We start from the raw sequence: 17,571 nt of genomic DNA on the forward strand, positions 1-17,571 counted from the left end.
TCATCGCCCTGGTGGCGCTCGCCCATGCCCTGCCGCCGCCCCGCCTGCTGCCCGGCACCTTCCACCACAGCAGCCAGGCGCCGACGCTGATGACCAGCATGTTGACGCCGACGTGCCAGGGCAGCGTGCCGAACCCGGTCTGCCGCCAGCCGAGGACCAGCCGCAGTGCGTGGAACAGCGCGACGTCCGCCGCGAAGAGGACCGGCAGGACCACGGCCGGGCGCAGGCGGGGCCGCGGCAGGGCATGGGCGAGCGCCACCAGGGCGATGACGGCCAGCCCGGTGGGGCCCAGCCCGTGCGGGAGGGCCGCCAGGTGGTTCCACGGCAGCAGCGTGCCCGCCAGCAGGATCAGGGCGAAACACCCGGCGAAGCGGACGAGACGGGCCCGCGCCGCGGCGCCCGGGCCCCGTACGGCCGCCGTCGCGCCCGGCACCGGCGCCTGCACCGGCACCGGCGCCTGCACCGGCACGGGCGCCGCATCGCCGGGCCGTGGCACCGGTACGGCCGAGGGCACTGCCGCCCGGGCCGCCGGGCCGGGGCCCGCCCCCGAGGGGTCGCCGCCGCGGGCCGCGGCCTCCAGCGCCGCCAGCGCCTCCTCCGCGGTCGCCCGCCGCTCCGGGTCCTTCGTCAGCAGCGACACGAGCAATGGCGCCAGCGCGCCGGCGCGGGCCGGTGGACGCGGCTCCTGCGTCGCCACCGCGATGCAGAGCGCGCTGAACGTCTCGGCGGTGAAAGGCGCTTGGCCCTCGACGGCCGTGTACAGCGTCGCCCCGAGGGCCCACAGGTCGTTCGCCGGGTCGGCCGGCCGCCCGAGCAGCTGCTCGGGCGCCATGTAGGCGGGCGTCCCGAGCACGGCTCCGGTTCGGGTCAGCGCGGTGGTGGCGTCGGCCGTGTGCGCGATGCCGAAGTCGGTGATGACGACCCGGTCTTCCGTGAGCAGCACGTTGTCGGGCTTCAGGTCGCGGTGCACGATGCCGGTGTCGTGGGCGCGGCGCAGCGCCCGGAGGACCGCCTCGCCGATGGCGGCCGCCCGGGCGACCGGCAGCGGACCGTCCGCCTTCAGGACCGCTCCGAGTGAGCGGCCGCGCACGTACTCCATCACGATCACCGGCGCCCCCGCGTGTTCGACGACGTCGTGCACGGTGACGATGCCGGGGTGGTCGAGGCGGGCGCCGGCCCGGGCCTCGCGCAGGACGCGCCGCACGAGCAGCTCCCGCTCGGCCCCGTCCACGCCGGGAGGGAGCAGCAGCTCCTTCACCGCGACCTCGCGGCCCAGAGTCTCGTCCCGACCCCGCCACACGCGGCCCATGCCGCCCTGGCCGATCACGTCGAGGAGCCGGTACCGGCCCCCGATCAGCACCCCGCCCCCCACTGTCACGGGACCACCTTAGTGGAGCCGTTCGAACCGGCGGGGCCAGGCGAAGACGGGGCCGGGCTCGGCATCACCGGCTGTTGGCGAGCCTCACGACGGCGCTTCGACCCCGGTAGAACTCGTGGATCTGTACGCGCTCCCCGTATCCGCAGGCCCGTACCTCGTCCGGGTGGTTCTGCCTCTCCGGGGTGATGCGGACGACCGCGCACAGGGCGTCGCGCCGGGTGTCCTCCACCCATCCGTCGATGTAGAGGGCGGGCTGGCCTTCGACGTTGCGACAGGTCAGGGTCCAGTCGGCCTTCGCGCCGGGGATCTTCGGCGAGTCGCGGTGGGGGCAGGTGGCCGCGCCGGCGGGCGTCGCGGTGGCCATGACCGTACCGCCGACCAGGGCGGCGGTGGCCAGCAGGGTCCGGAGAGTGGAAACCGGTCGCACGGGATTCCTTTCGCTGAGCTTGTGGCGACCGTAGAAGACCCCGGAAGGAGAAGGATCACCCTTGCCACCCACGGATGACACGGTGCACCCGTGTGGGTTATCGATCCGGTCCTCCGGCCGGATGAACGCCGCCGATCCCCGCGGCGTGGACCCGCCCCGACTCCTCGGCCGGCGCGGGTTCCGGCATGAACGGCCGCCCTCGCGCAGGTGCCCAGCCCCACTGCCCCCGGCGTCAGTCCATGGGCAGCTGGTCGGCCCAGGCCGCGAACGCGGCCCGGGTACCGGATCCGGCTATGCCGTCGATTGCTCCCGAGTAGAACCCGTCGCTCTTCAGGTACTGCTGAAGAGCCTTGATCGTTCCGGTCCCCACGATGCCGTCGATGGCCCCGGTGTAGCCGTAGGAGCGCAGGACCCGCTGCATGCCCTTCCAGCTCTCCGTACCGAGGAGGCCGTCGATCGCGCCCGTGTAGACCCCGGCGTAGTAGCGGAGGTAGAACTGGACGCGCTTCGCCTGCGAGGAGCTCAGCCCGAGGTTGACGACCTCGGTGGCCGAGGCGGGCCCGGCGACCGCGCCCTGCGACCTCTCCGGCGTTGCGGCGAAGGCGGTGCCGGAAGCCGCCAGGCTCCCCGCGGTGACCGCAGCCAGTGCCGTGGCGGTGACGAGTCCCCTCACCAGCCTGTTCGATCGCATGTGGTGCCCCCTCCATGACAACCCGCATCGCGGATGACCCTCCTGGACGGGGACGACTCTGGCACGGGCTCCCGGCCCGCGGGCCCGGATCGGGAAGGATGGCCGGTAGTGCTCCACACCCGTACCGAGCCGGGGGAGACCAGGGGCGGCCGCCCGCCCGAGAACGCCCGGATGTCCAACCCGGCGCACCCGCGCGCCGGTCGGGCATGCCGCCGGGGAGCCGTGCACGGCGGAAGGCCCGCCCGGTGGGGTCGTCCGTCTTCGGCTGTGCGGGGCATGCGCCGGATTCTCCGCCGTCGGCGTGCGGGCAGCCGGCACGACGGACACGAGTCCGGCACGCTCTCCGGCAGGCCTTCACGCGCAGAGTGCGCCCGACCCGCCTCTCCCCGGGCGGCAACCGCTGCTCACCGGGGGCGGCGGCTGACACCTCCCGCCGCCGACCCGCCCGCCGGACCGCCCGCGCCGGGGCGGTACCGGCGGGTCCGAGCGGCGTGCCGAAGGCCGTGCGCGGGCGATCCGAGAGCCGATCGCGGAGCCGGAGGCGGCACCGGGCTCACGGGGTGTCCGGGGTCCTCACCACGCACAGGGCCCAGATGACGGCGCAGTACATGGCGATGGCCACGAGCGACCACAGCGGGTAGTACGGCAGGGAGAGGAAGTTGACGATGACCAGGATGCCCGCGAGGACGACCCCGCCGATCCGCGCCCACCGCGACGGCTTCATCAGGCCGAGGCCGATGGCGATCGCGAGGAGCCCGAAGATCAGGTGCAGCCATCCCCAGGCCGTCAGGTCGAACTTGAACATGTAGTTGGGCGTGCTGACGAAGACCTCGTTCCGGGCGATGGCCATCAGGCCGCGGAAGAAGTCGAGGATGCCGAAGACGATCAGCATCACGGACGCGAAGACGACCAGACCGCTCGCGAAGGGGTGGTAGCCCTCCCGGCCCGTCTGCGTGGTTGTCATGGCTTCGACTCCGATCGTGGACGTTCCCTGAGTCCCGGCACCCACCGGGGGTGCCGGATCCGACTGTGCGCCACGGACGGCCCGCGCGGATCACCCGCGGGAGGTGAGGCGGGCGTACCAGGCGGACGCAGCCGCCCACTGCCCGAGGGCCAGCCCGGCGACGGCCACCACGAATGCCGCGATGAGCCAGGTCAGCAGGGTGAAGACCGGGCCGAGCATGCCGAACTCCTCGTACCCGCGCTTCATGGCGACCGGCATCAGGAGCCCCGACGCGTACGCGAAGAGGACCATTCCCGTCCCGGTGAGCAGTGCGCCCGGCAGCAGCGGGAGCCAGCCGATCCGCGCGCACAGCATGAGGTGCTGCGTCCACCACCACAGCAGGACGGACACCGCCAGCGACAGCAGGAAGCCGGGCGCCGGCCCCAACCCGAAGCCGCGGCGCAGCGGCGCCTGCACGAACAGCACCACCAGCCACACCACAAGCCAGGCGACCCAGCGCCACGCCACGCTGCGGATGCTCGCCTTCGGCAGGCGCCAGCACCGTTCGCACACGGCCTGCAGGGCCCGGCTCACCGCGGTCGCCGACAGCACAGCCACGACGACCCCCACGGCTCCCGACGCGTCGCGCACCGCGCCGCTCGCGCCGTACGCGGTACGCACCTCCTGGAGGGTGTCGCCGGTGATGCCGAGGACCGCGCTCAGCGAGTCCGACATCAGCTCCTTCATCGGCGGCGGCGCGAACGCCGCCACCACCAGGAGGAGGGGGATCGCCGCCAGGAAGGTCTGGGCGGCCAGCCGGAACGCGCTGTCCAGCGGGTTCACCTCCATGAGGCGGCCGGTGAACCGCCGCAGCCGCGCCCGCGCCGCGGGCAGCCTCATCCCGGGCGCAGGCCGGACCCGTGCCCCGTCCCGCCCCCGCCCGTACCGCGGCGGGAGTCACCCGTGGCCGCGGCGAGGATGCCCAGGACGACGAGGAGGAGGACGACGATGCCGAACACGAGGGCCACCACGCCCGGCGTCGGGTAGTTCCACAACAGCAGCGCGAGCGCACCGCCGGCGATGACCAGCCCGGTCGTCCACGCCCGGTGCTCCTGCAGCCAGTGGCCTGTGGAGCCGGTGCGCATGCCCAGGCGTTCGAGGGCCCGGCCGGCCGCGCCGGTGGACCGGACCCCGGCCCGGCGGACGAGCCGGGCGCCCCGCCCGGGCCCGTAGAGGTAGGCGGCCAGCGCGGTGACCACGGACAGGACGAGCAGGGTGCGCGTGCTCAGCCGCAGGAAGCGTACGAACGTGTCGTACACGGCGGCCGCGGCATCCGGCGGGAGCGTCGCCGGGGGAACCGAGTCGAGGTAGATCCGCCGGGCCACGGCCAGGCCGACGAGCAGCAGGAGCATCATCACGAACAACCCGATGGCGGTGGCCATCAGCCACACCCGGTGCGCGGGAGCGGCCCACACGCCCAGGGAGGCCAGCACGAGCACGGCGATGGGCAGCCACACGCCGAGGGTGTTCAGCAGCCGCATCGCGTCCTGGGCCTCGTTGAGCTTGTCGACCTGGAGCAGCGGCACCTGCTTGTTCACCTCGGGGATGGCGGAGGCCTTCTCGAAGCCGGACTCGACGAGGCGCTGCTTGAGCTCGTCGGTCAGCGTGCCGATGTCCAGCACGATGGTGTCCCCGCTGGCCTGGACGGCACTCGACCCCTCACCGGTCAGCACCTTCTCCACCGCGGCCTGGGCCCGCCGGTTGGCCTCCGTCCACACCGTCTCGAACTGGTCGCTGGTGACGACCTTGGACACCACGGTGCGGACCGCCGAGGTCAGGGCGCTCTTCAGCGGAGCCTCCAGCGCCTCGGACTTCTCCACCACCAGCGGCGGGGCGTCCGCCTGCTGCAGCGCCCGCTGGAGGGCGTCGGTGACGGCCTTCACGTCGACGTTCGCGACGACCGCGTTCGTCAGCTTGTCGGTGACCGCGTTCTGCACGGCCGGCTCCTGCGCGAGCGGGGCGACCGTCTGCACGTACCGGTCCTGGTCGGAGATGGTGTTGTGCAGCCAGGCCGCGATGACGCCGACCGGCGACAGCAGCAGCGCCAGCAGGAGCAGGACCGTCGCGCCGGTGTAGCGCAGCCGCCGGTGGCGCACCGCTGCGGACTTCCGCAGCCGTTCGTACTCCGCGCGTTCCTGCGGGGTCAGCGGGCGTTCCGCGGCGGGGGTCCCGCGCTCTTCGGGGCCCGGTGCGGTGGGGTCCATGCTTCCTCCTCACTGCCGCCCGGCGCGCCGGCGTCCGCAGGCGGGGAGCCCCTACGGCGGCCCGGTCGGACCTCCACCGTGCCCACCGCGCACGGCCGCCTGCCTCACCTGGGACGGGTGAGGCAGGCGGCCGGGTGGGGTGCGGCGCGGGCGGGGCCGGGTCAGGGCGAGGCGGGCGCCTCCGCCGTGCTGCCGGGCCGCTCCGCGGGCAGCCGGCGGCTGAAGGGCAGGCAGGCCAGGGTGATGCCCCCGACGGCGAGGATCGCCGTCTTCAGGCCCTGGAGCTGGGCCTGCGCGTACTCGTCGACGAACGCGTCCGCCTCCGCAGGGGGCACTCCTGCGTCCTCCACCGCCGCGCGCACCTGGTCGGTCGACAGGAAGCTGATGCCCTGGTCGATCGCGACGCCGGTCTGCTCGCGCACCGCATCGGAGATGTTCGGGTTGTCGTCGATCTGCCGGACGAAGACGGCGGAGAGCGCGACGACGAGCACCGATCCGATGAGGGCGGTGCCGAGCGAGGACCCCAGGTTCTGCGCCGTGTACTGCAGCCCCCCGGCCTCGCTGCGCCGGTCCTCCGCGACGCTCGACTGCACGACGTTGCCCAGCTGCGAGGCCAGCAGGCCCATGCCGAGGCCCAGCACCGCCATCGCGCCGGCGAAGGAGGCGTCGTCCAGGTCCGGCCGGATCGCGGAGAGAAGCCAGAGGACGGCGGCGAGCAGGACGAGCATGGCGACCCTCACCACGGTCCGCGGGGAGGCCACCCGGCCCAGCAGCGGGCCGCTCATCGCGGAGAGGAACATCATGACGGACACCGGCAGCAGCCGCAGGCCCGTCTCGAAGGCGTTGAGCCCCTGCACGATCTGCAGGTACAGCGGGATGACGAAGAACAGCCCCAGCAGGATCAGGTTCTGACCCAGCAGCATCGTCAGCCCCGCCCGCAGCGGCGGGACGCCGAACAGGGAGAAGTCGACGAGGGCGTCCCGGCCGCCGGCCTCGCGCCGCCGCTCCCACACCCGGAACAGCCAGAGCAGGACGCCGCCGGCGGCGACGACGAAGAGGGTGGGGGAGAAGCCGAAGACGGTGAACGGCGCGTCGCGCGGCTCCAGCCACCCCCACGTCCCGCTCTGCAGGATGCCCAGCACCACCCCGCCCAGCCCGAGCGCGGACAGGACCGCGCCCACGCCGTCCAGGCGGGGCGGCCGGGCGGGCCGTGGCGGCTCCGCCACCCATCGCACCACGCACAGCATCGCGACCACGAGCACGACCTCGCCCGCGAAGACGACGCGCCACGTCAGGTACGTCGTCACCCAGCCGCCCAGCAGCGGCCCGATCGCGATGCCCGCCCCGGCCAGCCCGCCGATCACCCCGTACGCCACGGCCCGGTCGCGGCCCTGGTAGGCGCCCGCCACGAGGGCCGCCAGGGCGGGGAGGACCAGGGCGGCGCCCAGGCCCTCGATCACCGACCAGCCGATCGTGAGGACCCACAGCTCGGGCGAGACGGCCGTGATGGCCGAACCCACCGCGTAGATGCACAGCCCCACGGTGAAGGCGCGGCGGCGGCCCACCATGTCGCCGATCTTCCCACCCGTGATCATCCACGCGGCCATCACCAGCGTGTACAGGGTGATCACGGCCTGGATGGCCGTGACGTCGGTGTCGAAGTCCTCCACCAGCGCACTGATGGAGACGTTCATGACGGATGTGTCCAGCACCATCAGGAACTGCGCGGTGCCCAGCACCAGCAGAGCCCGCCATCGCCGCACTGCGCACCTCCTGGCCCGGGACCGCTCCCGGAGCGTGACGGTCACCGCCTGCCCACACGGTACGGACCCCCCGGGCGCGGGCCGCGCATTTGCCGACGCATGTCACCTGGCCGGGCCTCCCGCCGCCGGACGGGAGCACGCGGGCGAACGGTCCGCCGGGGCGGATCCCGCGTACGGGCCGCCGCGGGCCGGGCCGGGCGATACCGTAAGGGGGCCAGCCAGTTGAACTCCCAGGAGCTCCCGATGAGCGAACAGCCGGCCCCCGCCGCCCGGCAGCAGCTGGATCCCGCGGCCGCCGACGCGGTGCGCGCGTACGCCGCCCGCACCCGGGCCGGCGCCGACCGGTTCGCCGCCGCCCTGGAGGACATCGCCGCCAACGGGCTCCCCGCGCCGGAGGACTGCACGCCTTGGGAGGACCTCCGCGAGGCCCACCTGGCCCGCCTGGCCGCCCAGCGGCCGGCCGTCGCCTGACCCGGCGGCGCCGCTCACCGCTTCAGATAGGCCAGCACCGCCAGCACCCGGCGGTTGTCGTCCGCCGACGGCCCGATGCCCAGCTTCGCGAAGATCCCCGCGGTGTGCTTGGCGACCGCGCTCTCGCTGATGTGCAGTCCGCTCGCTATCGCCGCGTTCGACCTGCCCGCCGCCATCAGCTCCAGGACGTCCCGCTCACGCCCCGTCAGGCCGTCGGTCGTCCCGCGGGCCTCCCCGCGGGACAGCAGCCGCGAGATCACCTGCGGGTCCATCACCGTGCCGCCCGCGGCGACACGGCGCACCGCGTCGACGAACTGCGCGGTGTCGGTGACACGGTCCTTCAGCAGGTACCCGACGGCACCCTCGCCGCCGGCCAGCAGCTCGTGCGCGTACAACTGCTCCACGTACTGGGAGAGGACCAGGACGGGCAGGCCCGGCCGCCGGCGGCGCGCTTCGAGGGCCGCCTGGAGGCCCTCGTCGGTGAACGTCGGCGGCAGCCGCACGTCCACCACCGCCACGTCCGGGGCGGGGACCGTCTCGTCGAGCAGGACCTGCCGCAGGGCCGGGCCGTTGTCGACGGCGACGACCTCGCACCCGTGCTCCCGGAGGGTCCGGGTCAGCCCGTCCCTCAGGAGGAAGAGGTCTTCGGCGAGGACAACGCGCACGGTATCTCCAGCGTCACGGTGGTCGGTCCGCCCGGCGGGCTGTGCAGGGCGAGGGTTCCGTCGAAGGTATCCAACCGCCGCCGCAGCCCGGCCAGTCCGGTGCCCCGCGACGGGTCGGCGCCGCCGCGGCCGTCGTCGGCCACGGCGATCCGGAGCAGGCCCGCCCCGTATGCGAGGGACACGCGCACCTCGCGGGCGCGGGCGTGCTTCGCCGCGTTCGCCAGGGCCTCGCTCACCGCGAAATAGGCGGCGGACTCGACGGGGGCGGGGAGCCGTCCCGGCAGCCCGCCCTCGACGCGGACGTCGAGGAAGCTGTCCAGGGCGAGCGACCGGACGGCGTCGCCGAGGCCGCGGTCGGCGAGCACCGGCGGGTGGATGCCGTGCACCAGGTCCCGCAACTCCTGCAGGGCCCGCTCGGAGCTGCTCCGCACCTCCCGCAGCAGTGCGCGCGCCGCCGGCGGATCCGCCTCCAGCAGCCGGCCGGCCCGGTCCAGCGTCATGCCGAGCGCCACCAGCCGCGCCTGCGGTCCGTCGTGCAGATCGCGCTCGATGCGCCGCAGTTCGGCGGCGAGCGCGTCGTGGGCCCGGCCGCGGCTGTCGGTGAGCTGCTCGATCCGCCGGGTGAGCCGGGTGCTGCGCGGCGCCGCGAGCAGCCTGCGGCCCAGCCGGGCATGCAGGCGGAGGACGGGGGGCGCGGCGAGCAGCCCCGCCGCCGCGAACGCCAGCCCGAGCAGCAGGGCGGCGCCGGCGCCGGCGGTGCTGTGGACCGGTACGAACGCGTACCAGTTGCCCTCGCCCAGGCGCCGCCACACGAAGGGCTGGACCAGCGCGCCGAACGCCCCGTACTCCACGAGCGCGAGCGGTACGGCGACCAGGAGCCCGCCCGTCACCGGCTCCAGCCAGGCCCACGCCAGGTCGCGCCAGAACCCCTCGTCCGCGAGGACGGCCCGCGCCGCCCGCCCGGGCGCTCCCGGCCCGCGCGAGGCGGGCGGCGGGGCGGGCAGCGGGTCAGGCGGGACGATCGCGGTGCCGGTCCAGGCGGCGGCCCGGGCGCGGGAGCGGTCGGACAGCCTCCGCAGGAGCCGTGCGGCCGGCGGCAGCAGCCGGAAGCCGACACCCACCGGCAGCAGGAGCACGCCGAGCACGACCAGCGAGCCGGCCGCGGACGCGGCGATGGCGTGCAGGCTCGCCAACTGGCAGCGGCCGAGGGCGCGGCAGGCGCGGGCGAGGGCGGTGCGGGGTCGTCTATCGGACATCATGCGTGATCACGGGGAGCGTAGCGGCTCCGGGCCCGGAGCCGGCGGCCGGGGTGGCGGCCGGCGGCCCGCCCCGCCGGCCGGCGCAGCAGGCGGTCCACACGACCGCGGCGGCCAGGCAGGACGCCCCGAACAACGCCATGGGCAGGACCGCTCCGTCCTCCTCGTCCATGAGGAGCAGCATCCCCAGGTTGACGAGGGCGTGGAACCCGCCCGCGAGCAGCAGCCGCGGGGCGCCGCCGGATCCCTCGAGGGCCCACCCCATCACCGCGGACATGGCGACCGCCGCCAGCAGGAACGCCCCCGCGTACACGGGATGCCGGGCGAAGACCTGGACGTGCCAGACGCCCCAGACGGCGCCCACCAGCACCGACGCCGTGAGCGTGCCGAACCGGCCGCGCAGCAGCGGCTGGAGCAGGCACCGCCACCCGATCTCCTCACCGCACGCACCGACCAGTTGGGCGGCGGCGATCAGCGCGAACGCGGACCCGGGCCGTACGGGGCCCGCCTCCCCGCCGAGGACCGCGTACGCCCCGGCACTCGCAGCGACGACCAGCGGCGCGGTGCACAGCAGCAGCATCCCGTCCCGCCGGGCGCGTCCGCCGCCCGGCAGGCGGTCCCGGCTGCCGCCCGCGAGCAGCGACCGCACCCGCCGCGGCCACAGCAGTGCGGCGACCGCGACGCCCAGCGCCGGGCCGAACTGGGTCAGCTGCACCACCTCGGACGGCACCCCGGTCGCGGGCTGCACCGCGCCCAGCAGCCCGGCCGCACCGAAGGCGACAAGAAGAAAACATGCGCCGATCCCGGCGTCCACACGTGTCATTCGCATGCCGTCGACGATCCCGTGCCGGGAGCGCGACGGCACTGGTCCGGGATGCCGAACCGGGGTGTACCCAGATACATGCCGGGCCGGCCGGCGGGCGCCCGCCCGCCGGCGCTCAGCCGCCGTCCGAGGGCAGCCAGCAGCCGTGCAGGCCCAGCGGGACCCGTACGGGGATCCGGGCGCGGGCCACCGGCCCGGACTCGGGGTCCTCGGCCGCGAAGACGAGGAACCAGCTCGTGCCGTCGGTGCGGTCGGTGGCGAAGCACAGCCAGTACCCGCGCTCCTCGGATCCGCTGCCCGGTTCGGGCGCGAAGACCGGCTCGCCGACCGCGAGGTCGCCCGCCGCCCACACCCGCGAGGCGCCGGTGGCGGTGTCGTACCAGCGCACGGCGTCGTACTCGCCCGGCAGCAGGTCCGCCCGGCCCGTCCCGGTGGCGAACGCGGCGCGGCGGTGGGGCCGGCCGAGGAGCCGGTCGTCGATGCGCGGGAACTCCACCCGGCAGTCGTCCAGCAGCGTGCGGGACAGGGTGCCGGAGGCCGGGTCGATGCGGGCGCGGGCCGGCCCGCCGCTCACCTCCGCCGCGCCGTCGCCGCCGGCCCTGCCGTCGCCGCTGCCCAGCGTCAGCCGGCTCCACTCCACGTAGTCCAGGACGACCGCGGCGTCCGCCCCGTCGCCGTCGTCGTACGCGTTGACGGTGTGCCACAGCCAGAAGGCCTCGCCCTGAGCCCACCGCACCGGCCCGCCGTCCCGCGGCACCAGCGCCACGCGTGTGCCCCGCTCCGGCCGCCAGGCGAGGAAGGAGCCCCCGGCTGCGGCGGCCCGCAGGTCGAAGAACGCGGGCGCGAGGACCAGGACCACATACCGGCCGGTCAGCGCCATGTCATGGATCATCACCGGCTCGTCCGCTCCGTCGACGGGCGTCGGCCCGCGGGTGACGGCGCCGTCGCGGCCGATGACCGACCAGGTCAGGTACGGGGGCTCCAGGGCGTAGCAGAAGACGACCATCTCGCCCGTCACGGGATCGATCTTGGGGTGGGCGGTGATCCCCGCCGGCAGGGCGCCGCCGAAGTCCTCGCGGCCCAGTGTCGCCAGCTCCGCGTCTATCCGGTACGGGCACGCCGACTCGGCGAGGGCCAGCATCCGGCCCGCGTGCCGGACGACGTTGATGTCCGGCAGGTCCTTGAAGGTGCCGGAGAGCAGCGGCCCGACCTGGTCCGCGTCCGGCGTGACCATCGATTCGAGCCCGCCCCACAGGGCCCGCCCGGCCTTCTCCTCGGCCGCCATCGCCGGGGTGCGGACGAAGCGGTTGCGGTAGCGGGCTCGGCCGCCGGAGAGCCGGACGCCGTGCAGCATGCCGTCGCCGTCGATCGGATACAGGTACGAGCCGATCGGCGTGAAGCGCGGATTGGGCCCGTTGCGCAGGTACAGGCCGTCGAGGCCGTCCGGGATCCGGCCGGCCACCTCCAGCTCTTCGACGTCGACCTCCTCGCTGACCGGGGCGAAGGGGCCCAGCAGGTGCGGGACGCGGGTGGGGTCGAAGCGGGGCGGCGACTGCGTGTTCACGGGGTACCTCCGGCCTCGCCCACGGGACCGGCGCGGTCGGGGGAGGGAATCCCGCCGGCCCGCGGACGCGTCTGTCGCCTTCCAGTCAAACGCGGACCGCCCGGGCGTGCCAGGCGCACACGGCGGCGGGCCGCGGTACCGGCCGGCCCGATAACGGAGTGCGGAAGCACCGCCCCCTCGGTGATCATCAAGTCCGCGCGGCCGCCGACCGGCCGCGGCACCACCGTCCGCACACCGCGCGCTGACCGGCGCACCCAGGAGACCGCATGACCTTCCGCTCCGCCACCGAAGCCGACCTCGACCGCGTCGCCGCGGTGGCCGTCGGGGACCCCGTCGGCTCGATATCCGCGGACCGCTACCGCGACGAGCTCGCACAGCGCATGTACCGGCCCGAATGGTCCTGGATCGCCGAGGACGGCGACCGCATCGTCGGCCGGGCCCTGTGGTGGGGGCGGCCCGACAGCGAACACCCCGTCGCCCTGGACTGCCTGCACGTGGAATCCGGTGTACCGGACCGGGCGGCCCTCGCGACCGGACTGCTCAAGGCCGGCCTGGACGCCTTCGCGGCCCAGGGCGCACCGGCGCCCCCGCTGTACAACCTGGCGCTGCCCTCCGACTGGCGCGACCGGCCGGACGTCACCGCCGCCGTCTCCTGGCGGACCGCCGCCGCGCGCGCGGCCGGCCTCACCGACGAGGTGGAGCGGCTGCACCTGGAATGGACCCCGCGGAGCGGGACGCCGACGCCCGCGGGGCGCCTCGTCTTCCACGAGGGGTCGGACGAGGAGTTCCTGGACGCCTTCCGGCGCGTCGCGGAGGGCAGCCTGGACGACGAGACCCGCCGCAGCCTCGCCCGCGACGGAGCCGAGGCGACCGCACGCGACGACATGGAGTTCTACCTGTCCTGCCCGGGGGAGCGCTCGTGGTGGCGCCTGGCCCGCACCCCCGGTGGCGAGCTCGTCGGGCTCGCCCTGCCGTCCGCGACCCCCTACCACCGCAACGTCGGCTACCTCGGCGTGGTGCCCGAGATGCGCGGCCGGGGCCACGTCGACGAGATCCTCGCCTGGATCACCCGATTCCAGGCCGAGGCCGGCGCGGAGCGCATCACGGCCACCACGGACACGGGCAACGCGCCGATGGCGGCCGCCTTCGCCCGCGCCCGATACCGGACCGCGGAGATCCGCCTGATCCACTCGGCGCCGGGCCGCTGACGGCGGCGCCCGGGCACAGGCCCGCCCCTTGAGCTCCAATTGCCGCTCGGCCGCATCCACATCTGCATCCGCATCCCCGTCCCCGAAGGCTTCGAGGACGCGGACAGCGGGCCCGTCCGCCGTGCCCGGGACGCGCCCGGCGGCCACCGGCGCCGAAGCGGTGTTCGTTAGGGCGGGGGAGGGCCGGCCGGAGCCGTTCTCCACGAGGGCGAGGCCCCCGCCGGCCGCCGCCCCGGAGCGCCCCGCGCGCGGTGGAGACCTCCACCCCGCCCTTCACGGCGAGGTCCGGCGTCCGGGCCGGCTCAGCCGGCCCCGCCGCCGTCGGCGCCGCCGGCGATCTGCTCCCGGGTGATCACCTGGATCTCGCCGGTCGCGTCGTTCCGTATCCGGTACACGGCGTGCGGGCCCTCGTCCCGCACCTCCTGGATCCGCCCCCGCTGCGGCTCCTCGCGGCCGTCGCGGTAGACGACCCGGTCGTTCGGGGTGTACGGCATGGCTTCCTCCGTCAGTGCAGTGCGGGAGACCTCGGCCACCGCTGCGGCGTCTACCCGGCCGGCTCCGGGGCACGCGCCGCCAGGGCCGCCGCCCGGGCCGCCCCGTTTCGTCCGGAAGGAGCGGGCAAGACGCGGGAGGAGCCCGCCCGGGGCGCCGCCGCCCGGAGAGCGGCCCCCGCGCCCACGACCACGGGAGGAACCATGGACCATTCGCGTGCTCCGGTACTGGAGGCCCTGGAGGAGTTCAGGCGGCGCGGCGACGTCGTGTACGGACCGCCCGGCCACAAGCAGGGCCGGGGGACCGACCCGCGGGTCGCGGAGCTGCTCGGCCTCGGCCTGTTCCGCTCCGACGTCCTCCTGCTCAACGGACTCGACGACCGGCGCGAGTCCCGCGGCGTCCTCGACCGGGCGCAGGAGCTGATGGCCGACGCCGTCGGCGCCGAGCACGCCTTCTTCTCCACCTGCGGCAGCTCCCTGTCCGTGAAGACGGCCATGCTGGCCGCCGCCGGACCCGGCGAGAAGCTCCTCGTCTCCCGGAACGCCCACAAGTCGGTGATCTCGGCCGTCATCATCAACGGCGTCGAGCCCGTCTGGGTCCACCCGAAGTTCGACGCCGAACGCCACCTCGCCCACCCCCCGGAGGCGGACGACGTCCGCCGCCGCCTCAAGGAGCACCCCGACGCAAAGGGCATGCTCCTCATCACCCCCACCGACTGGGGCACCTGCGCCGACATCGACGCGGTCGCCCGCGCCTGCCACGACGCCGACGTCCCGCTCATCGTCGACGAGGCCTGGGGCGCCCACCTGCCCTTCCACCCCGACCTGCCGCCCTGGGGCATGCACCACGGAGCGGACCTGGTCGTCACCAGCGTCCACAAGATGGGCGGCGCCATCGAACAGAGCTCCGTCTTCCACCTCCAGTACGACCGGATCTCACCCGAGGTCCTCGCCCAGCGGGAGGACCTGCTGGCGACCACCAGCGCCTCCACCCTCGTCTACGCCACCCTGGACGGCTGGCGGCGCCAGATGGCCGAGCAGGGGCACGACCTGCTCGAAGCGGCCCTGCGCCGGGTGCGGCGGATCCGCGCCGCCGTCCGCGAGATCCCCGGGCTGCGGCTGATGGACCGCGAGGTCGTCGACGAGGGGCTCGCCGCCGGCTTCGACCCGCTCAAGCTCGTCATCGACGTCCGCGCCCTGGGCATCACCGGCATGCAGGCCGCCGAATGGGCGCGCACCCACCGGCACGTCGACCTGGGCGGCTCCGACACCTGCCGGATCAGCGCGTCCATCACCCACGCCGACGACGACGCCACCGAGGAGACGCTGCTCTCCGCACTCCGGGCGCTCTCCGACCGGGCGGACTCCCTGGACCGGCAGCCGCCCGTCCACCTGCCCGACCCCGCCGACCTGGAGCCGGAACAGGCCATGCTCCCGCGGGACGCGTTCTTCGCCCCGGCCGAGCACGTCCCCGCGGAACGGGCGGCGGGGCGGATCGCGGCCGAACTGCTCAGCCCCTACCCGCCGGGCGTCCCGGCCGTCGCCCCCGGCGAAGTGATCACCGAGGAGGTCGTCGACTACCTGCGCAGCGGCGTCGCCCACGGCGTGATCGTCCCCGACGCCGCCGACTCCTCCCTGCGCACGCTGCGTGTCGTCGCCCACACCCGGGCGGCCGGATAGAGCGCCCCGAAGAGGCCTCCTGCACCCCCGCAGGCGCGGACGTGGCGAGATCCGACCCCTTCCGCAAGGAAATCCGGAGCCGGACCGCTTAGGCGCGCGTATGCGGGGCAGTGGCGCGGAAAGCGTCCGCCGTCAGCAGAAAGGGCCTCACCATGCTTCGCTCCGCAGCAGTTGCCGAGTCCGTCCGCCCGGCCGACCTCGACGAGGCGGGACGGGGAGCGGACCCGGGAGCCGGTGGAGCCGCCGGCTCCCTGGACCTGCTGCCGCCCCACACCCCCGCCCGCGAGATGGCGCCGGCCGACGCGCGCGAACTGTCGAAGCTGTTCCTCGTCCGGCTCCGCTCGCTGGAGGAGGGCACCAGCGAGTACCAGTACGTGCGCGGCACCCTCATCGAGATGAACATCTCGCTGGTCCACTACGCCGCGCGCAGGTTCCGGGGCCGCACCGGCCAGGGCCGGGTGGAACTGGACGACATCGTGCAGGTCGGCACCATCGGGCTCATCAAGGCGATCGACCGGTTCGACCCCGACCGCGGGGTCGAGTTCACCACGCTCGCGCTGCCGTTCATCGTGGGCGAGATCAAGCGCTACTTCCGCGACGCCACCTGGGCCGTGCACGTGCCGCGGCGGCTCCAGGAGCTGCGCACCGAGATCGCCAAGAGCCAGGAAGCGCTCTCCGACCTCCTCGGCCGCTCCCCGACGGTCGCCGAGATCGCCGGCGACCTCGGCATCGGCGAGGAAGAGGTGATCGAGGGCATGGTCGCCGCCAACGGCTACAGCTCGGAGTCCCTCGACGCCGCCGCGGACTCCGAGGCGCAGCCCGGCTCCGCCCGCCCGGGCCGGCGCACCCTCGCCGACACGCTGGGCGAGACGGACCCCGCCATGGAGCTCTTCGAGGACTTCACCACCCTCGCCCCGCTCCTCGCCGACCTGGACGACCGGGACCGCCGCATCCTGGCCATGCGCTTCGGCAGCGAGATGACCCAGGCCGCGATCGGCGCCGAGCTCGGCATATCGCAGATGCAGGTCTCCCGCCTGCTCTCGCGGATCCTCACCCGCCTGCGGGAGGGCATGCTCGCCTCCTGAGGGCCCTGCGGTCACCTTCCGGCGCACCGGCGCGGTACACGGCGTACCGCGCCGGTGCGCCGGCCTGTGTCCGGACGGCGGCGCGGCGGGCCGGCCGGAGGAGTCTCCCGGCAGCCGAAGCCGGCAGCAAAGCCGACAACGAAGCCGGCAGCCGGCAGCCGACATGGAAAAGGGCCGACGGGCGGAGTGCGCCCACCGGCCCGCCGCTTCCGCGGCAGCGTGCTCGTACGGTCTGGCTGCCAGCCGCGCCGGCCGGCTGTCCTACACGGCTCAGCGGCGGCCGGGCACCAGCCGGGCGACGTCGAACTCCGCCCAGATCGCCTTGCCCATGCCGTGCCGTTCGGCGCCCCAGCGGTCGGAGGTCCGCTGGACTATGAACAGGCCGTGTCCGCCGGGCAGGGCCGGCTGGTGCGGGCGCCGCGGGGCCGGCAGCGTCGGATCGCCGTCGCTGACCTCGACCCGCAGCCTCGACGGCGTGGCGTGCAGGACGAGTTCCAGCGGCCCGCCGGCGTGCAGCATGGCGTTGGCGACGAGTTCGGCCACGACGAGGACGATGTCCTCCACGACTCCCTCGTCCACCCCGTACGAGGTGGCGGACCACGACCAGTCGTCGAGTGCCTGCGAGGTGAATCCGCGGGCGCGCGCCACCGGCTTGGGAAGTCCGGCCAGCGGCATGCGGCGCCGCTGGCCGCCCGGCGGGAGCATGCTCTCCTCGGGCCGGCCGTCGTCCAGGGTGCCCGGGCTGGTCGTCATGTGCGGGTACCCCTCCGAATCAGGCGTGCCGTGGTGGCCGTGTTTGCGGTTCGTCCGGTCGGATGCCCCGGCGCGCTCGGATTATGCCTGCGGGGTGCGCGTACGAATG

At 74.8% G+C, this 17,571-nt stretch carries 17 protein-coding genes; 4 read left to right on the top strand and 13 right to left on the bottom strand.

All coding sequences use genetic code 11. The features are described 5' to 3' along the window. The 7 genes from EF903_RS02980 to EF903_RS03010 all read right to left on the bottom strand — a co-directional run. Positions 1-1,378 (bottom strand): serine/threonine-protein kinase (locus EF903_RS02980; protein WP_148142499.1); only part of this gene is annotated, 1,378 nt, incomplete at its 3' end. Positions 1,379-1,442: 64 nt separating this feature from the next. Next, positions 1,443-1,805, bottom strand: coding sequence for a hypothetical protein (locus EF903_RS02985; protein ID WP_125541016.1), 363 nt, complete (start codon positions 1,803-1,805; stop codon positions 1,443-1,445). 232 nt (positions 1,806-2,037) lie between these two features. Next, the gene (locus tag EF903_RS02990; protein ID WP_125541017.1) at positions 2,038-2,496 is read right to left on the bottom strand and encodes a peptidoglycan-binding protein; all 459 of its coding nucleotides are present in this window, start codon (positions 2,494-2,496) and stop codon (positions 2,038-2,040) included. 553 nt (positions 2,497-3,049) lie between these two features. After that, positions 3,050-3,460, bottom strand: a complete 411-nt coding sequence (locus EF903_RS02995) for a hypothetical protein (protein WP_125541018.1) — start codon at positions 3,458-3,460, stop codon at positions 3,050-3,052. Positions 3,461-3,550: 90 nt separating this feature from the next. Further along, a complete protein-coding gene (locus tag EF903_RS03000; protein ID WP_125541019.1) occupies positions 3,551-4,339 on the bottom strand; it encodes a ribonuclease BN in 789 nt (262 codons plus the stop codon). After that, positions 4,336-5,703 (bottom strand): hypothetical protein, encoded by a 1,368-nt coding sequence (locus EF903_RS03005; RefSeq protein WP_185902503.1) that lies wholly within the window; start codon positions 5,701-5,703, stop codon positions 4,336-4,338. Before EF903_RS03005 ends, EF903_RS03000 begins: the two co-directional genes overlap by 4 nt. A gap of 161 nt (positions 5,704-5,864) precedes the next feature. Beyond that, positions 5,865-7,466: an MFS transporter gene (locus EF903_RS03010; protein ID WP_125541020.1), complete on the bottom strand. Its 1,602-nt coding sequence runs from the start codon at positions 7,464-7,466 to the stop codon at positions 5,865-5,867. Between the two features lie 243 nt (positions 7,467-7,709). On the opposite strand from EF903_RS03010, the gene EF903_RS03015 reads away from it, so the two are divergent. Next, positions 7,710-7,937: a hypothetical protein gene (locus EF903_RS03015; protein ID WP_114055748.1), complete on the top strand. Its 228-nt coding sequence runs from the start codon at positions 7,710-7,712 to the stop codon at positions 7,935-7,937. Between the two features lie 14 nt (positions 7,938-7,951). Here EF903_RS03015 and EF903_RS03020 read toward each other — a convergent pair whose 3' ends face one another. The 4 genes from EF903_RS03020 to EF903_RS03035 all read right to left on the bottom strand — a co-directional run bounded on the left by EF903_RS03020 (position 7,952) and on the right by EF903_RS03035 (position 12,245). Next, a complete protein-coding gene (locus EF903_RS03020) occupies positions 7,952-8,602 on the bottom strand; it encodes a response regulator transcription factor (protein WP_125541021.1) in 651 nt (216 codons plus the stop codon). Continuing rightward, entirely contained in the window at positions 8,566-9,858 is a 1,293-nt protein-coding gene (locus EF903_RS03025; RefSeq protein ID WP_125541022.1) for a sensor histidine kinase, read from the bottom strand. Before EF903_RS03025 ends, EF903_RS03020 begins: the two co-directional genes overlap by 37 nt. Further along, complete coding sequence (locus tag EF903_RS03030; RefSeq protein ID WP_260614749.1) at positions 9,848-10,687, bottom strand: CPBP family intramembrane glutamic endopeptidase; 840 nt, start codon at positions 10,685-10,687, stop codon at positions 9,848-9,850. The genes EF903_RS03025 and EF903_RS03030 overlap by 11 nt, the downstream gene beginning before the upstream one ends. A 109-nt stretch (positions 10,688-10,796) precedes the next feature. Beyond that, positions 10,797-12,245 (bottom strand): carotenoid oxygenase family protein, encoded by a 1,449-nt coding sequence (locus EF903_RS03035; protein WP_125541023.1) that lies wholly within the window; start codon positions 12,243-12,245, stop codon positions 10,797-10,799. Positions 12,246-12,511: 266 nt separating this feature from the next. Between EF903_RS03035 and EF903_RS03040 the strand changes: the two genes are divergently transcribed. After that, on the top strand, positions 12,512-13,453 hold the full coding sequence (locus EF903_RS03040; protein ID WP_125541024.1) for a GNAT family N-acetyltransferase: 942 nt from the start codon (positions 12,512-12,514) through the stop codon (positions 13,451-13,453). Between the two features lie 302 nt (positions 13,454-13,755). On the opposite strand, the gene EF903_RS03045 is transcribed toward EF903_RS03040, so the two are convergent. Beyond that, the gene (locus tag EF903_RS03045; RefSeq protein WP_125541025.1) at positions 13,756-13,947 is read right to left on the bottom strand and encodes a hypothetical protein; all 192 of its coding nucleotides are present in this window, start codon (positions 13,945-13,947) and stop codon (positions 13,756-13,758) included. Between the two features lie 201 nt (positions 13,948-14,148). On the opposite strand from EF903_RS03045, the gene EF903_RS03050 reads away from it, so the two are divergent. Both EF903_RS03050 and EF903_RS03055 read left to right on the top strand, forming a co-directional pair. Then, positions 14,149-15,624, top strand: coding sequence for an aminotransferase class I/II-fold pyridoxal phosphate-dependent enzyme (locus EF903_RS03050; RefSeq protein WP_125541026.1), 1,476 nt, complete (start codon positions 14,149-14,151; stop codon positions 15,622-15,624). Positions 15,625-15,776: 152 nt separating this feature from the next. Next, positions 15,777-16,709, top strand: coding sequence for a SigB/SigF/SigG family RNA polymerase sigma factor (locus EF903_RS03055; RefSeq protein ID WP_125541027.1), 933 nt, complete (start codon positions 15,777-15,779; stop codon positions 16,707-16,709). A gap of 270 nt (positions 16,710-16,979) precedes the next feature. Here EF903_RS03055 and EF903_RS03060 read toward each other — a convergent pair whose 3' ends face one another. Then, the gene (locus EF903_RS03060) at positions 16,980-17,462 is read right to left on the bottom strand and encodes an ATP-binding protein (protein ID WP_125541028.1); all 483 of its coding nucleotides are present in this window, start codon (positions 17,460-17,462) and stop codon (positions 16,980-16,982) included. Positions 17,463-17,571: the final 109 nt, after the last annotated feature.

Origin of the sequence: Streptomyces sp. WAC05292, assembly GCF_003949955.1 — a bacterium.
Lineage (GTDB): Bacteria > Actinomycetota > Actinomycetes > Streptomycetales > Streptomycetaceae > Streptomyces > Streptomyces globosus.

What these genes read in the sequence shown, in the direction of transcription:
- EF903_RS02990 (WP_125541017.1), bottom strand. Translation starts at nt 2,496, where the DNA reads ATGCGATCGAACAGGCTGGTGAGGGGACTCGTCACCGCCACGGCACTG.
- EF903_RS02995 (WP_125541018.1), bottom strand. Translation starts at nt 3,460, where the DNA reads ATGACAACCACGCAGACGGGCCGGGAGGGCTACCACCCCTTCGCGAGC.
- EF903_RS03000 (WP_125541019.1), bottom strand. Translation starts at nt 4,339, where the DNA reads ATGAGGCTGCCCGCGGCGCGGGCGCGGCTGCGGCGGTTCACCGGCCGC.
- EF903_RS03005 (WP_185902503.1), bottom strand. Translation starts at nt 5,703, where the DNA reads ATGGACCCCACCGCACCGGGCCCCGAAGAGCGCGGGACCCCCGCCGCG.
- EF903_RS03015 (WP_114055748.1), top strand. Translation starts at nt 7,710, where the DNA reads ATGAGCGAACAGCCGGCCCCCGCCGCCCGGCAGCAGCTGGATCCCGCG.
- EF903_RS03025 (WP_125541022.1), bottom strand. Translation starts at nt 9,858, where the DNA reads ATGTCCGATAGACGACCCCGCACCGCCCTCGCCCGCGCCTGCCGCGCC.
- EF903_RS03030 (WP_260614749.1), bottom strand. Translation starts at nt 10,687, where the DNA reads ATGCGAATGACACGTGTGGACGCCGGGATCGGCGCATGTTTTCTTCTT.
- EF903_RS03040 (WP_125541024.1), top strand. Translation starts at nt 12,512, where the DNA reads ATGACCTTCCGCTCCGCCACCGAAGCCGACCTCGACCGCGTCGCCGCG.
- EF903_RS03045 (WP_125541025.1), bottom strand. Translation starts at nt 13,947, where the DNA reads ATGCCGTACACCCCGAACGACCGGGTCGTCTACCGCGACGGCCGCGAG.
- EF903_RS03050 (WP_125541026.1), top strand. Translation starts at nt 14,149, where the DNA reads ATGGACCATTCGCGTGCTCCGGTACTGGAGGCCCTGGAGGAGTTCAGG.
- EF903_RS03055 (WP_125541027.1), top strand. Translation starts at nt 15,777, where the DNA reads ATGCTTCGCTCCGCAGCAGTTGCCGAGTCCGTCCGCCCGGCCGACCTC.
- EF903_RS03060 (WP_125541028.1), bottom strand. Translation starts at nt 17,462, where the DNA reads ATGACGACCAGCCCGGGCACCCTGGACGACGGCCGGCCCGAGGAGAGC.